The sequence below is a fragment of the Streptomyces peucetius genome (assembly GCF_025854275.1).
GTDB lineage: Bacteria > Actinomycetota > Actinomycetes > Streptomycetales > Streptomycetaceae > Streptomyces > Streptomyces peucetius_A.
Window position 1 is genome coordinate 4,444,401 of the sequence record NZ_CP107567.1, and the last position, 14,178, is coordinate 4,458,578.

The 14,178-nt window shown below is 73.6% G+C and carries 13 protein-coding genes; 9 read left to right on the forward strand and 4 right to left on the reverse strand.

From position 1 onward, the window contains the following. Positions 1-15 precede the first annotated feature (15 nt). On the forward strand, positions 16-1,113 hold the full coding sequence (locus OGH68_RS20485) for a hypothetical protein (RefSeq protein ID WP_264246037.1): 1,098 nt from the start codon (positions 16-18) through the stop codon (positions 1,111-1,113). A 226-nt stretch (positions 1,114-1,339) separates the two neighbouring features. Here OGH68_RS20485 and OGH68_RS20490 read toward each other — a convergent pair whose 3' ends face one another. Next, positions 1,340-2,482: an NADH-quinone oxidoreductase subunit D gene (locus tag OGH68_RS20490; RefSeq protein ID WP_264246039.1), complete on the reverse strand. Its 1,143-nt coding sequence runs from the start codon at positions 2,480-2,482 to the stop codon at positions 1,340-1,342. A gap of 22 nt (positions 2,483-2,504) precedes the next feature. Beyond that, positions 2,505-3,467 (reverse strand): SAM-dependent methyltransferase, encoded by a 963-nt coding sequence (locus OGH68_RS20495; protein WP_264250191.1) that lies wholly within the window; start codon positions 3,465-3,467, stop codon positions 2,505-2,507. A gap of 87 nt (positions 3,468-3,554) precedes the next feature. Here OGH68_RS20495 and OGH68_RS20500 point away from each other — a divergent pair, with 87 nt between their 5' ends. After that, on the forward strand, positions 3,555-4,754 hold the full coding sequence (locus tag OGH68_RS20500; RefSeq protein ID WP_264246042.1) for a sensor histidine kinase: 1,200 nt from the start codon (positions 3,555-3,557) through the stop codon (positions 4,752-4,754). 47 nt (positions 4,755-4,801) lie between these two features. Continuing rightward, positions 4,802-5,476: a response regulator gene (locus OGH68_RS20505; protein WP_264246044.1), complete on the forward strand. Its 675-nt coding sequence runs from the start codon at positions 4,802-4,804 to the stop codon at positions 5,474-5,476. Positions 5,477-5,505: 29 nt separating this feature from the next. Here the strand turns inward: OGH68_RS20505 and OGH68_RS20510 are convergent, their stop codons facing one another. After that, positions 5,506-6,621: a DUF5937 family protein gene (locus OGH68_RS20510; protein ID WP_264246047.1), complete on the reverse strand. Its 1,116-nt coding sequence runs from the start codon at positions 6,619-6,621 to the stop codon at positions 5,506-5,508. Between the two features lie 104 nt (positions 6,622-6,725). Between OGH68_RS20510 and OGH68_RS20515 the strand changes: the two genes are divergently transcribed. Then, positions 6,726-6,908, forward strand: coding sequence for a hypothetical protein (locus OGH68_RS20515; RefSeq protein ID WP_264246049.1), 183 nt, complete (start codon positions 6,726-6,728; stop codon positions 6,906-6,908). On the opposite strand, the gene OGH68_RS20520 is transcribed toward OGH68_RS20515, so the two are convergent. Next, positions 6,905-8,095 (reverse strand): threonine aldolase family protein, encoded by a 1,191-nt coding sequence (locus OGH68_RS20520; RefSeq protein WP_264250192.1) that lies wholly within the window; start codon positions 8,093-8,095, stop codon positions 6,905-6,907. The two genes, OGH68_RS20515 and OGH68_RS20520, sit on opposite strands and share 4 nt — an antisense overlap. A 210-nt stretch (positions 8,096-8,305) precedes the next feature. On the opposite strand from OGH68_RS20520, the gene OGH68_RS20525 reads away from it, so the two are divergent. From OGH68_RS20525 to OGH68_RS20545, 5 genes are read left to right on the forward strand one after another with little or no spacing between them, the layout of a single operon-like run. After that, positions 8,306-9,223 (forward strand): Rossmann-like and DUF2520 domain-containing protein, encoded by a 918-nt coding sequence (locus OGH68_RS20525; protein ID WP_264246051.1) that lies wholly within the window; start codon positions 8,306-8,308, stop codon positions 9,221-9,223. Next, positions 9,223-10,332, forward strand: a complete 1,110-nt coding sequence (panC, locus tag OGH68_RS20530) for a pantoate--beta-alanine ligase (protein ID WP_264246053.1) — start codon at positions 9,223-9,225, stop codon at positions 10,330-10,332. Before OGH68_RS20525 ends, panC begins: the two co-directional genes overlap by 1 nt. Continuing rightward, complete coding sequence (locus tag OGH68_RS20535) at positions 10,329-12,041, forward strand: L-aspartate oxidase (protein ID WP_264246055.1); 1,713 nt, start codon at positions 10,329-10,331, stop codon at positions 12,039-12,041. Before panC ends, OGH68_RS20535 begins: the two co-directional genes overlap by 4 nt. Before the next feature lie 2 nt (positions 12,042-12,043). Next, positions 12,044-13,048, forward strand: coding sequence for a carboxylating nicotinate-nucleotide diphosphorylase (gene nadC, locus OGH68_RS20540; RefSeq protein ID WP_264246057.1), 1,005 nt, complete (start codon positions 12,044-12,046; stop codon positions 13,046-13,048). Continuing rightward, positions 13,048-13,845, forward strand: a complete 798-nt coding sequence (locus OGH68_RS20545) for a type III pantothenate kinase (RefSeq protein ID WP_264246058.1) — start codon at positions 13,048-13,050, stop codon at positions 13,843-13,845. Before nadC ends, OGH68_RS20545 begins: the two co-directional genes overlap by 1 nt. The last annotated feature ends 333 nt before the right edge of the window (positions 13,846-14,178 follow it).

Below are 14,178 nucleotides of genomic sequence, written 5' to 3' on the forward strand. Positions count from 1 at the left end.
GGTAAATTTCGGGCCATGCCACGAGGACGCCACCGCCATTCCCCTCCCCTGCACAAGCTGCTGCCTCCTTCGGCAGTCGCCGCAGCGTCGGTTCTGTGCGCCTTGGGCGCGTGGTTCGTCGGCAACGCTGTCGTGCTGCGCGTGCTCGTCGCCGCAGCGGCCGCCGCCGCCGTCACCGGCGCCGTACTCATGCGCAGTTGGGACCGCGAGGCCGGCCGCAAGGTCGCCGAGCTGACGCGTGGTCGCGCCGGCGACCAGTGGAAGGCGGAGGAGCGGATCGCCGAGCTCGAGGCGGACGTGGAGGAGTCCCGCGAGCTGCGCCTCAAGCTCGACGCGAAGCTCCGCGCCAAGCGGATCGAGCTCGCCGCGCTGCGCAACGAGCACGCGTCGCTGCTGCGGCGCTACGCCACCGCCGAGACGGAGCGGGCCAGCGCCCTGGAGGGCCGCAGGCAGCTCGCGATCGAGGGCGCCGCACCGGCGAGGGAGCTGCTGCCCGCCGGATCCACGCCGACGCCGGCGACGTTTCTGCGCGCCGCCAAGGCGCTGGAGGAGCTGTCGCGCAACGCCGCGGCCCAGGAGGCCGGGCGCATCGCCGAGGAAGCCCGTCGCCGGGACATCGCGGAGCGCGCCCAGGAGGCGGACGAGCCGCAGGGGAAGCACGCGGCGGGCGGCGCGGCCGAGCAGCGTGTGCGCCCGCCGTCCGACCTTCCTGCCCGTCCCGTCCCGGCCGCTGCGGCGATCGCGCCTTACGGTGCCCGGCGGTCCCGGGTGAAGCGGCCCGAGGGCGGCTTCGACTTCTTCGGCACGGCGGGCGGCACTGCCGCCGGCACCGCGGCCGGCACCGCGGCCGGCACCGATGCCCCGACGGCCGGCACCGGCGGCAGCGAGGCCACCGCGGCGGGAACCGGTTCCATGAGGGCGATCGAGGCACCCGGCACCAAGAGGGCGATCGAGGCCGTGCAGCACGAGGACCTCGCCGACGTGGTGGGCGAGGAGGCCCTCGCCGCGCAGCGCGTGATCGGCCCCCGCGCGGTCGGCAAGGTCATCGATCTGACCGCGCACGACGAGACGGAGCAGCTGGACGTCGCCGAGCTGCGCAACGCGGTGTCGTAGAGCCGGCGCACCGGAGCAGGGGCTCTCCGCAGCCGCGGAGCGGCCGGGTCGTGCCGGCCGCGCCCCCTGGGTTCCGTCGTGCCCCGCCGAGGTGCGCCGGGGGTTGCTCCGTGCCGTCGAGCGGCCGGTCCGCGTGCGCGCCGCCGCGTGTTCGCCGGTCTCATGAGGGGCCGGCCGGCGTCGGTGCCGTACAGCGCCCGACGCCTCGCCCTGCCGGTGGTCCGGCCTACTTGTCGATGTCGCCGACGACGAAGAACAGCGACCCGAGGATAGCGACCATGTCGGCGACCAGCGTCCCCGGCAGCAGCACGGTCAGCGCCTGGATGTTGTTGTACGACGCCGAGCGGAGCTTGAGCCGGTACGGCGTCTTCTCGCCCTTGGAGACCAGGTAGTAGCCGTTGATGCCGAGCGGGTTCTCGGTCCAGGCGTAGGTGTGGCCCTCGGGGGCCTTGAGGACCTTCGGCAGCCGCTGGTTGATCGGACCGGGCGGCAGCTCCGCGATGCGGTCGAGGCAGGCGTCCGCCAGCTCCAGCGCGTTGTGCGTCTGGTCCAGCAGCACCTCGAAGCGGGCCAGGCAGTCGCCCTCCTGCCGGGTCACCACCTTGAGGGTGTCCCGCAGCTCCCCGTACGCGAGGTAGGGCTCGTCACGGCGCAGGTCGAAGTCGACGCCGGAGGCGCGGGCGATGGGGCCGCTGACCCCGTACGCGTGGACGGCCTCCGGGGAGAGCACGCCCACGTCCCGGGTCCGGCCACGGAAGATCTCGTTGCCGAGGACGAGGCGGTCGTACACGTCCATCCGCGAACGGACGTCGGCGATCACCCGGCGTGCCCGGCCCAGCCAGCCGGCGGGGAGGTCCTCCTTGAGGCCGCCCACCCGGTTGAACATGTAGTGCATCCGGCCGCCGGAGATCTCCTCCATCACCGTCTGCAGCTCCTCGCGCTCCCGGAACGCGTGGAAGACGGGGGTGATCCCGCCCAGCTCCAGCGGGTAGGAGCCGAGGAACATCAGGTGGTTGAGGACCCGGTTCAGCTCGGCGAGGAGCGTACGGCACCACACCGCGCGCTCCGGTACCTCCATGCCGAGCATCCGCTCGACGGCCATGACGACACCGAGCTCGTTGGAGAACGCGGAGAGCCAGTCGTGCCGGTTCGCCAGCACCACGATCTGCCGGTAGTCACGGGCCTCGAAAAGCTTCTCCGCGCCGCGGTGCATGTACCCGACGACGGGCTCCGCCTGCCGGATGCGCTCGCCGTCCAGCACCAGGCGGAGACGGAGCACACCGTGCGTGGAGGGGTGCTGGGGTCCGATGTTGAGCACCATGTCGGTGCTCTCCGCCGCGCCGCCGATGCCGACCGTCGTCTCCGTCATGCGCCCAGTCTCTCAGAGCCGGTCACACCCGTTGCATGAGCCAGGTGAAGTCCCCCAGGCCGCCCCGGGCGGTCAGTTCCGCCGCCTCACCGGCCCGGGCGAGCGCGCGGACGTAGCCCGCAGGGTCGGACGACGCCAGGGCGAGCGGCGGCCGCTCCCCGCTCACGCCCAGCCGTCGCAGCGCCTCCCGCTGGCTCACCAGCTCGGCCCCGGGCCCGGCGCACGCGTCGAGCGCCACATGGGCCGTGAGGTCGCAGCTCCCGTCGGGCACGGGGCGTACCTCGTGGCCGTCGCGGAAGCCCGTCAGCGTCCCGTACGGCGGGCGGGCGCCGACTGTGTGCGCGTAGTCGACGGCGACGGCGAGGCCCGCGCCCAGGGCGCCCACCGCCGCCCGCCACGCCTCGTCCCTGGGCGCGCCGATCTCGGCGCGGGTGCCGGGTCCGGTCAGCGGCCACCAGCGGGCGAGCCATGCGGCGTCCGCGCCGTTGACCTTCTCGCCGAGGCGTTCCTCGCCGTCCTCGCGGACCAGCACGCGGCGGACCTCACCGTCCGCGTCGGCCTCGGCCACGTCGACGGGGACGTTGTCGAGCCATTCGTTCGCGAACAGCAGCCCGCCGAGTCCCGTGGGGATCTCGGCGGTCCACTCGATGCGCGGGTCGAGGCCCGCCGGCCGGTCCGCCCGTTCGACGCCGTAGGCGCGGACCGGATACCCCGGCGGCAGGGCGGCGAGGACACCCGTCAGCAGCTCGCCCCGGCCCGCCCCGACGTCGATCAGGGCCGGCTCGTCGAGCCCCAGCGACTGTGCGGTGCGGGTCAGCAGCCGGGCGACGGCGGCGGCGAACAACGGCGAGGCGTGGACCGAGGTACGGAAATGCCCGGCCGGTCCCTCCGGCCGCAGATAGAACCCCCGGGGCCCGTACAGCGCGGCCTCCGCGGCGGCCCGCCAGCCGCGCCACCCGCCCGTCTCATACGTCACGGGCACCAGTCTCCACCTTGCGGAGTACGCCTCCGCCCATCGGATCGCCCCTCCGGTTGACCCCTGCACCTATCCGGCTTCCCTACTCTGGGTTACGTGCAGCGCCTCTACGACTTCATCCGCAGACACCCGACGGGCATCGACACCTTCTGGGCTGTCATGCTCCTCGGGTTCTCCTCGTTGTGGGTGGTCCAGGAGCCGGAGGGGGCCGCGGACACGCTGGCCGCCGTGGTCGTCGTGCTGGCCCTGTGCCTGGTGGTGGCGCTGCGCCGCCGGATGCCCGAGCACATGGTGGTCCTGACCGCGGTGGTCGGGGTCGGCCAGCTCGTGTTCGACGTCCACGTGAACCCGGCGGACTTCGCGATGCTGGTCATCATCTACACCGTCGCGTCGACGGGCGGGCCGCGGTGGGCGTCCCGGCTGGCCCTGACCGGTGGTCTGCTCGCCGCCTCGCTGTCGCAGATCCGCTGGCCCTCGGAGGGGGAGTCGACCCTCAGCAGGGTCTTCATCACCGTGATCATGAGCCTGCCGTTCGTGCTGGCCTGGGTGCTCGGCGACTCGATACGCACCCGGCGCGCCTACTTCGACCAGCTGGAGGAGCGCGCCACCCGGCTCGAGAAGGAACGCGAGGCGCAGGCCAAGGTCGCGGTGGCGGCCGAGCGGGCCAGGATCGCCCGCGAACTGCACGACGTTGTCGCCCACAACGTGTCCGTCATGGTCGTGCAGGCCGACGGCGCCGCCTACGTCCTGGACGCCGCACCCGACCAGGCCAAACAAGCCCTGGAGACCATCTCGGGCACCGGCCGCCAGGCGCTCGCCGAGATGCGCCGCCTGCTCGGCGTGCTGCGCACCGGCGACGGACCGGAGAGCGGCGAGTACGTGCCCCAGCCCGACGTGCAGCAGATCGAGGACCTGGTCGAGCATGTGCGCGGCGCGGGCCTGACCGTGGACTTCAAGATCGAGGGAACGCCCCGGCCGCTCCCGAGCGGTGTGGAGCTCACCGCCTACCGGATCGTGCAGGAAGCGCTCACCAACACCCGTAAGCACGGCGGTCCGGAGGCCGGCGCCAGCGTCCGCCTCGTGTACTTCGACGACGGCCTCGGGCTGCTCGTCGAGGACGACGGCCGGGGCTCCTCGCACGAGCTGTACGAGGACGGGGGCGCGGACGGGCGCGGCCACGGTCTCATCGGGATGCGCGAACGCGTCGGTATGGTCGGCGGCACGCTGGACGCCGGGCCGCGGCCGGGCGGAGGCTTCCGGATCAGCGCACTGCTGCCCCTCAAGCCCGCCCACTAGAGCCACCAGAGCACCAGAGCCACCAGACACCTAGGGACGGAACCCACATGTCCATCCGCGTGATGCTCGTCGACGACCAGGTGCTGCTGCGCACCGGCTTCCGCATGGTCCTCGCCGCCCAGCCCGACATGGACGTCGTCGCCGAGGCGGGGGACGGCGCGGAGGCGATCGAGACCCTGCGGTCCACGGCCGTGGACGTGGTGCTCATGGACGTCCGCATGCCGCGGCTGGACGGGGTGGAGGCGACACGGCGCATCTGCGAGGAGCCCGGCGCCCCGAAGGTGCTGATCCTGACCACCTTCGACCTCGACGAGTACGCCTTCTCCGGGCTGAAGGCCGGCGCCAGCGGCTTCATGCTGAAGGACGTGCCGCCCGCCGAACTGCTCGGCGCGATCCGCTCAGTGCACAGCGGCGACGCGGTCGTGGCGCCGTCGACCACGCGGCGGCTGCTGGACCGCTTCTCCCCCTTGCTGCCGAGCGCGGGCCCGGAACCCCGCCGGAAGGAGCTGGAGAAGCTCACCGAGCGGGAGCGCGAGGTGATGCTGCTCGTCGCCCAGGGACTGTCGAACGGCGAGATCGCGGCCCGGCTGGTCCTCTCCGAGGCAACGGTCAAGACGCACGTCGGCCGCATCCTCACCAAGCTCGGCCTGCGCGACCGCGTGCAGGTGGTGGTGCTCGCCTACGAGACCGGCCTGGTCCGGGCGGGCGGCGGCAACGGCTGAGCCCGGGCAGCCGGGCGGCAGCCGCTCGGTCAGCGCAGCACCGTCTCCAGGAAGTCGCTCCCGAGACGTGCGACGGCGGCCACGTCCAGCTGGTGGAGCACGTAGCGGCCGCGCCGGCGGGTCGAGATCAGCTCCGCCTTCTTCAGCACGGCCAGGTGACGGGAGACCTCAGGCGCGGTGATGCCGAGGGCGTCGGCGAGCTCGCTCGTCGTGTACGTGGCCCGGCCGAGGTTGCGGCACATCCGCATCCGCATGGGATGGGCGAGGGCGTCCATGCGCCGCTTCAGCAGCTCGACGGAGGCGGCGCCCGGCAGTTCCGGCGCGCCGATCGGGTACTGGATCACCGGCTGCCATCCCGGCGCGTGCACCACCATCAGATGGGGCCAGCCGAAACTGGACGGCAGCAGCGTGAGCCCGGCGCCGACCGCGGGGTCGGTGGCGGTGGTCCGTCCGTCCGCCAGCTTGTCGGCGCTGATCCTGGTGCCGCCCTCGTCGAGCGTCAGCGCCGGGGAGACGGCGCGCAGCGCCTCCGTGAGGCCCTTGCGGCGCAGCAGTTCGCTCTTGTGGCGGGCGTCGGCGGCGAGCTGCACCGACACACGCCGCCAGGTGTCGGCGAAGAAGGCTTCCTCGCAGTCCTCGAAGAGCCGCCGCAGCCACGCGCGCACGGACGCCGGATCGGTCAGCAGCCGCCGGGTGAAGTCGAGCTGGCGCGGCCCGCGGTTGGCCGCCAGGTCGAGCGCGTGCTCGCGCCGGGCGGGGTCGACGAGCGGGGAGGGGGCGCCGGCCGAGTACGTCGTGGCGCAGGTGAACTCCAGCGCGGAGGACACGAACCGCTCGTCGTTGAGCCGGTCGAGCAGGTCGAGCTCTTCCTTGAGGCTCGTGACGCCGACACGTCGCGGGTCCACCGGCAGTCCGGCGAACGGGATGAAGATGTCGGAGAACGTCGACCGCCACAGGAAGTCCGCCTCGTGCAGCCGGTCGGCGAGGTCGGGCTTGAGCCCGGCGGCCGTCGCCGTCGCCCAGCCGTGCAGCCCGGGGTGGTGCCCCGGCTCGTGCAGGGCATGGAGGGCCACGCCCAGCTCGGCGAGGGGGGATATGTCGAAGACGATGCGTTCCGGGGGTAGCCCCGTGATGTCGATGCTCACGCTCACTCCTCCATGGTGAGGGCGGCGTGGACCGGCACGACCACGTTTGACGTGCCTCGTCAATCGACGCGACGCGGGCCGCGCGGCGGGCGCAGCGTGAGGTCATGAACGCGATGCAGCAGCACATGATCGACGTGTACCGGGCCGCGCAGAGGGGCGAGACGCCACCGCCGCGCCCGGGCGACCTGGACGTCCGGACGGTCCGCGAGGCCTGGACGTACCGCCGCTTCCGCGCCGTGCTCGCGGGCCGCCCCGGCGACGGGCCCGCGGCGGCGCCCGGAAACTAGTTCCCGGGCGCGGCGGGCGCGGGCAGGTACAGGCGGCGTACGAACTCCGAGGCCGCCGCGGCCACGTCCTGCTCCGTCCACTCCAGCCCTTCGGCCGAGACTGTCACCTCCGTGACCGAGACGCCCGGCGGGCAGCCCTCCGAGAACCACCGCCGGAAGAGCGTCACGCCCGTCTCCTCCGACTGCGTGACCGCCGCCTCGTTCAGCAGGTCGGTCCCGTACGGCAGCCACACCTGGAACTGGTGCGTGTGCGGAACGGGCGGGTTGACGCGGGACCAGGGCACGCCGGAGTCGCGGAACGCACCGGTCAGCGCGGCCGCGACGACCTTCGCGTGGGCCACGTACGACGGCAGCCGCGGCAGCTCCCGCTCGAGACCGACCAGCGCCGACAGCGCCGCCGGGTACTGCTGGAACAGCAGCCCCCCGTACCGGTGCCGCCAGGCCCGCGCCTCGTCGATCAGCGCGGCCGGGCCGGCCAGCACCGCGCCGGAGATGCCGTCCAGGGACTTGTAGAACGACACGTACACGCTGTCCGCCAGCGAGGCGATCTCGTCGAGCGGACGGCCGAAGTGCGGGGCGCACTCCCACAGACGCGCGCCGTCGAAGTGCACCACCGCGTCACGTTCCCGCGCGGCGTCCACCACGGCCACCAGCTCGTCCCAGGCAGGCAGCACGAAACCGGCGTCCCGCAGGGGCAGCTCCAGCATCAGGGTGCCGAACGGCTCGTCGCAGTCGCGGACCTCGTCGGCCGTGGGCAGCCGCGGCGCGGTGGTCGGATGGACCGTGCGCAGGCCGCTCACCACGGAGAACGCGGAGCGTTCATGGACCTCCGGATGCGCCTGCGGATGCAGGGCGACCATGGCGTTCCCGGTGCGCCCGGCCCAGCACCGCATGGCCACCTGCTGCGCCATCGTCCCGGTCGGGAAGAATGCCGCGGCGGGGAACCCGAGCAGCGCGGCCGTCCGCCGCTCCAGCTCCTCGACGACCCCGCTGCCGTACACGTCGGTCCAGTCGTCCAGGTCGTACACCTCGCCCGCGGCCGCGGCCAGTGCCGCGAGGCGCTCCCCGATCCGCCGGTCGGCGGAGGCCCGCGCCAGCACGCGGTGCGACGCGCGCCACGCGGCGAGCCGTCGCTTTCTCCGGTCCCCTTCGTCCGCGCCCGGCTCGTCCGCGACGTGCTCGTCCATCTCCGGCCGGCTTTCGTCCAGCTCGCTTCCGTCCGGCGCGCTTCCGTCCCGCTCGCGCGTGTGCTGTTCGCTCGTTCCGCTCTTGTCCGTCACGGTCCGATCATCGCCCACAGCCTGTGGACAACCGCGGGGGTGCCGGAAACGCTGGCGTAGCATCGTGACGAGAAATCGTCCGGTACCCCCGCGGACTGGAACGGAAGGCACCGCCGCGTGAATGCCACAGCACCACAGGACCCGCTCGACCCGCGTGACCGTCCTGCCCGTCTGACCGTCGGAGTGGTCGGAGCGGGCCGGGTAGGACCCGCCCTTGCCGCGTCCCTGCAGCTCGCAGGACACCGGCCGGTCGCCGCGTCCGGAGTGTCCGACCAGTCCGTCCGCCGGGCCGCCGCCATGCTCCCCGACGTGCCCCTGGTACGGCCCGCCGATGTGCTCGCCCGCGCCGAGCTGGTGCTGTTGACCGTGCCCGACGACGCGCTGCCCGGCCTGGTCGAGGGCCTCGTCGAGACCGGTGCCGTACGGCCCGGACAGCTGCTCGTCCACACATCGGGCCGGTACGGCACCAAGGTGCTCGAACCCGCCCTGCGAGCCGGGGCGCTGCCGCTGGCCCTGCACCCCGCGATGACGTTCACCGGCACCTCGGTGGACGTGCAGCGGCTGGCCGGCTGCTCCTTCGGCGTGACGGCCCCCGAGGAGCTGCGGCTTGCCGCGGAGGCGCTGGTCATCGAGATGGGCGGCGAGCCCGAGTGGATCGAGGAGCGGAACCGCCCGCTCTACCACGCTGCCCTCGCCCTCGGCGCCAACCACCTCGTCACCCTCGTCGCCCAGTCCATGGAGTTGCTGCGCGCGGCGGGCGTCGCCGCCCCCGACCGGATGCTGGGCCCCCTCCTCGGCGCCGCCCTGGACAACGCCCTGCGCTCCGGCGACGCCGCCCTGACCGGGCCGGTCGCCCGCGGCGACGCCGGCACCGTCGCCGCCCATGTGGCCGAACTGCGCAAGCACGCACCCGCCGCCGTCGCCGGCTATCTCGCGATGGCGCGTACGACCGCCGACCGCGCCCTCGCGCACGGCATGCTGAAACCGGAGCTCGCGGAGGACCTGCTGGGCGTACTGGCCGAGGGAGACCTGTGATGAGCCGCCACGTGGAACTCGTACCGACCCGCGAGGACCTGCGGAACATCGTCGGACAGCGCGCCGTGCCCGGCCGTACCGCCGTCGTCATGACGATGGGAGCCCTGCACGAGGGCCACGCCACCCTGATCCGCGCCGCCCGGGAACGGGTCGGCCGCACGGGCCTCGTGATCGTCACCCTCTTCGTCAACCCGCTCCAGTTCGGCGCCGGCGAGGACCTGGACCGCTACCCGCGCACGCTCGACGCCGACCTCAGGACGGCCGACGAGGCAGGCGCCGACGTGGTGTTCGCGCCGTCCGTCGACGAGGTCTACCCCGGCGGCGAGCCGCAGGTCCGCATCACCGCCGGGCCCATGGGCGAGCGGCTCGAAGGCAGGACACGGCCCGGCCACTTCGACGGCATGCTGACCGTCGTCGCCAAACTGCTGCATCTCACCGGCCCGGACGTGGCGCTGTTCGGGCAGAAGGACGCCCAGCAGCTCGCCCTGATCCGCCGGATGGTCCGCGACCTGAACTTCCCCGTGGAGATCGTGGGCGTGCCCACGGTCCGCGAGGAGGACGGCCTCGCGCTCTCCAGCCGCAACCGCTACCTGTCCCCGGCCGAGCGGCACACCGCGCTCGCCCTCTCCGAGGCCCTGTTCGCGGCCCGCGACCGGCTCGCCGCCCAGCAGGCGCTGCACGCCAGGGCGGAGGCCGTACCGGCCGCGCCCGCCCGCGCCGCCGCGCTGTCCGCGCTGGGCGAGGCCCGCGCCGCGGCGGACGCGCACGCGGTCGCCCAGGCATGGCCCGCGATCGGCGCCGACGCGGTCCGCGCGGCCGCCCGGGCCGTACTGGACGAGGCCGCGCAGGCGAACCCGCCGCTGGTCCTGGACTACGTGGCCCTCGTCGACCCGGCCACCTTCGACGAGGTGGCGGACGACCACCGGGGCGAGGCGGTCCTGGCGGTCGCCGCGAAGGTCGGCTCGACCCGTCTCATCGACAACATCCCTCTCGACTTCGGGACCGCGCATCCCGGTGTCGCACCGGCCGCACAGCCGGCATCGACCGCCGGAGCCGCCCCGCCCGCATCGACCGCACACACCGAATCGACCGACGGAGCCGCCACGTGACCGGAATACGGCTGACTGCCCCCGCCCCCGGCTGGGCCGTCGAGGCAGACGTCGTCGTGGTCGGTTCCGGCGTCGCCGGCCTCACCGCGGCGCTGCGCTGCGCCGCGAGCGGCCTGGACACGGTCGTCGTGACCAAGGCCCGCCTCGACGACGGGTCCACCCGCTGGGCGCAGGGCGGCATCGCCGCGGCGCTCGGCGAGGGCGACACACCCGAGCAGCACCTGGACGACACCCTGGTCGCGGGCGCGGGTCTGTGCGACGAGGCGGCGGTGCGGGCCCTCGTCACCGAGGGCCCCGACGCCGTGCGCCGACTGATCGCCACCGGCGCGCTGTTCGACACCGACCCGGCGTCCGGCGAGATCGAACTGACCCGGGAGGGCGGCCACCACCGGCGCCGCATCGCGCACGCCGGCGGCGACGCGACCGGCGCGGAGATCTCCCGTGCCCTCGTCGACGCGGTCCGCGATCAGGGCCTGCGCACCGTCGAGAACGCCCTGGTCCTGGACCTGCTCACCGATGCCGACGGCCGCACCGCGGGCATCACCCTGCACGTGATGGGCGAAGGCCAGCACGACGGCGTCGGCGCGGTCCACGCCCCCACGGTGGTGCTGGCCACCGGTGGCATGGGCCAGATCTTCTCCGCGACCACCAACCCGGCCGTCTCCACCGGCGACGGTGTCGCTCTCGCCCTGCGCGCCGGCGCCGAGGTCTCCGACATCGAGTTCGTCCAGTTCCACCCGACCGTGCTCTTCCTCGGCGTGGACAGCGAGGGCCAGCAGCCGCTGGTCTCCGAGGCGGTACGCGGCGAGGGCGCCCACCTCGTCGACGCGGCCGGCACCCGTTTCATGGTCGGACAGCACGAGCTGGCCGAGCTCGCCCCCCGTGACATCGTCGCCAAGGGCATCATGCGCCGTATGCAGGAGCAGGGCGCCGCCCACATGTTCCTGGACGCCCGCCACTTCGGTGCCGAGATGTGGGAACAGCGCTTCCCCACCATCCTCGCCGCCTGCCGCGCCCACAGCTTCGACCCGGTGACCGAGCCGATCCCCGTCGCACCGGCCGCCCACTACGCGTCCGGCGGCGTACGGACCGACCTGCACGGCCGCACCACCGTGCCGGGCCTGTACGCGTGCGGCGAGGTCGCCTGCACCGGCGTCCACGGCGCGAACCGGCTGGCCTCGAACTCGCTGCTCGAAGGGCTCGTCTTCGCCGAGCGCATCGCCGCCGACATCGCCGACCGGCGCCCCTGGCCCACGGTCGCGCCCGCCGCGCCCCCGGAGCCGTCCCTGCTGCCGCTGATCGCGCCGGAGCAGCGTGCGGAGATCCAGCGGATCATGTCGCACGGCGCGGGTGTCCTCCGCTCCGCCGAGTCCCTCGCCGCCGCGGCAGCCTCGCTCGAAGCGGTGTACGCGAACGCCGTGCAGGACCGGGAGGGCTCCGGCAAGACCGCGGAACCGGGCGTCGAGTCGTGGGAGACCTCGAACCTGCTCTGTGTCGCCCGGGTGCTGACCGCCGCCGCGCTGGAGCGTGAGGAGACCCGCGGGTGCCACTGGCGGGAGGACCGGCCCGAGCGGGACGACGCCGAGTGGCGCCGCCATCTCGTCGTACGGATCGAGCCCGACCGCCGCCTCGTCGTCAGCCGCACCGGCAGCACCGCCTTCCCGCCCATCGATATCTTGTCCGTCCCCGACGCCCCCAGGGAGCCGTAACCGTGAGCACGCCCGATGAACGTCCGAGCCCCGTGGACGTACCGCTGATCCAGATCGGCGCCCCGGCCGGCGGTGGCTGCGGAGACGACTGCGGCTGCGCCGAAGAGGCGTACGAGTGCGGTCTCGACCCCGCCCTCGCCACGCTCCTCGCCGAGGCCGGGCTCGACCCCGTCCAGGTCGAGGACATCGCGCACCTCGCCATCGAGGAGGACCTCGACGGCGGTGTCGACGTGACCAGCGTGGCGACCGTCCCGCAGGACGCCGTCGCCACCGGCGACTTCACCGCCCGCGAGAACGGCACCGTCGCCGGTCTGCGGGTCGCGGAGGCGATCCTGTCGATCGTCTGCACGAGCGAGTTCGAGGTGGAGCGGCACGTCGAGGACGGCGACCGCATCGAGGCGGGCCAGCAACTGCTCTCCGTCACCGCCGGCACCCGTGACCTGCTCACCGGCGAACGCAGCGCCCTCAACATCCTCTGTCGGCTCTCCGGCATCGCGACCGCCACGCGCGCCTGGGCCGACGTCCTCGAGGGCACCGGGGCGAAGGTCCGCGACACCCGCAAGACCACGCCCGGCCTGCGGGCCCTGGAGAAGTACGCGGTGCGCTGCGGCGGCGGCGTCAACCACCGCATGTCGCTGTCCGACGCGGCCCTGGTCAAGGACAACCACGTGATCGCGGCGGGCGGGGTGGCCGAGGCGTTCAAGGCCGTCCGGGACCGCTTCCCCGACCTGCCGATCGAGGTCGAGGTCGACACCCTCCAGCAGGTCCGCGAGGTCCTGGACGCGGGGGCCGACCTGATCCTGCTCGACAACTTCACCCCGGCCGAGACCGCGGAGGCCGTCACGCTCGTCGCCGGCCGCGCGATGCTCGAGTCCTCCGGCCGTCTCGCGCTCGACAACGCCCGCGCGTACGCCGAGACGGGCGTCGACTACCTCGCCGTGGGCGCGCTCACCCACTCCTCCCCGATCCTCGACATCGGCCTCGACCTCCGCGAGGTCGAAGGCTGATGCTGCTCACCATCGACGTCGGCAACACCCACACCGTCCTGGGTCTCTTCGACGGCGAGGAGATCGTCGAGCACTGGCGCATCTCCACCGACTCGCGCCGCACCGCGGACGAGCTGGCCGTCCTGTTGCAGGGCCTGATGGGCATGCACCCGCTGCTCGGCGAGGAACTCGGCGACGGCATCGAGGGCATCGCGATCTGCTCCACGGTCCCCTCCGTGCTGCACGAGCTCCGCGAGGTCACCCGCCGCTACTACGGCGACGTCCCGGCCGTCCTCGTCGAACCCGGCATCAAGACCGGCGTGCCGATCCTGATGGACAACCCCAAGGAGGTCGGCGCGGACCGCATCATCAACGCGGTCGCCGCGGTCGATCTGTACGGGGGACCGGCGATCGTCGTCGACTTCGGCACCGCCACGACGTTCGACGCGGTCAGCGCGCGCGGCGAGTACGCGGGCGGTGTGATCGCCCCCGGCATCGAGATCTCCGTCGAAGCCCTCGGCGTCAAGGGCGCCCAGCTGCGCAAGATCGAGCTCGCCCGGCCGCGGAGCGTGATCGGCAAGAACACCGTCGAGGCGATGCAGTCCGGCATCGTCTACGGCTTCGCCGGCCAGGTGGACGGCGTGGTCCAGCGCATGAAGCGCGAGCTGACCGAGGACCCGGACGACGTGACGGTGATCGCGACGGGCGGTCTGGCGCCGATGGTGCTCGGCGAGGCGGCGGCGATCGACGAGCACGAGCCGTGGCTGACGCTGATCGGGCTCCGCCTGGTGTACGAGCGCAACGTCTCCCGCCTCTGACGCCTCCCGACGTCGCCCCACGGGGCCGCGGCGTGCCCTGCGGCCCCAGGCCCCGGCCCTCGGAGGGGCCCGGTCCTCGGGCGGGCCCGGTCCCGTGGGCCTCTCGGGCATGGCCCAGTTCGTGTTCGCGTGGCGTCCGGGTGCCGCTCCGGGGTTCGGGGCGGAGCCCCGACGGGACCGGCGAGTTCCAGCCCCGCCGGCGTTTGAGGCGCGGGGGTGCGGGGGCGGAGCCCCCGGAGGTGGGGCCCGGGGCCTGCCCCGGTTCCGGGAAGGGGCGGGGAGGGGGAAAGGCTCCGACGCCTGACGGCCACCCCGCCCCACCCGCCCGGCAGG

Coding starts and splice junctions, on each gene's coding strand:
- OGH68_RS20505 (WP_264246044.1), top strand. CDS start 4,802: ATGTCCATCCGCGTGATGCTCGTCGACGACCAGGTGCTGCTGCGCACC.
- panC (WP_264246053.1), top strand. CDS start 9,223: ATGAGCCGCCACGTGGAACTCGTACCGACCCGCGAGGACCTGCGGAAC.
- OGH68_RS20485 (WP_264246037.1), top strand. CDS start 16: ATGCCACGAGGACGCCACCGCCATTCCCCTCCCCTGCACAAGCTGCTG.
- OGH68_RS20545 (WP_264246058.1), top strand. CDS start 13,048: ATGCTGCTCACCATCGACGTCGGCAACACCCACACCGTCCTGGGTCTC.
- OGH68_RS20490 (WP_264246039.1), bottom strand. CDS start 2,482: ATGACGGAGACGACGGTCGGCATCGGCGGCGCGGCGGAGAGCACCGAC.
- OGH68_RS20520 (WP_264250192.1), bottom strand. CDS start 8,095: ATGGACGAGCACGTCGCGGACGAGCCGGGCGCGGACGAAGGGGACCGG.
- OGH68_RS20515 (WP_264246049.1), top strand. CDS start 6,726: ATGAACGCGATGCAGCAGCACATGATCGACGTGTACCGGGCCGCGCAG.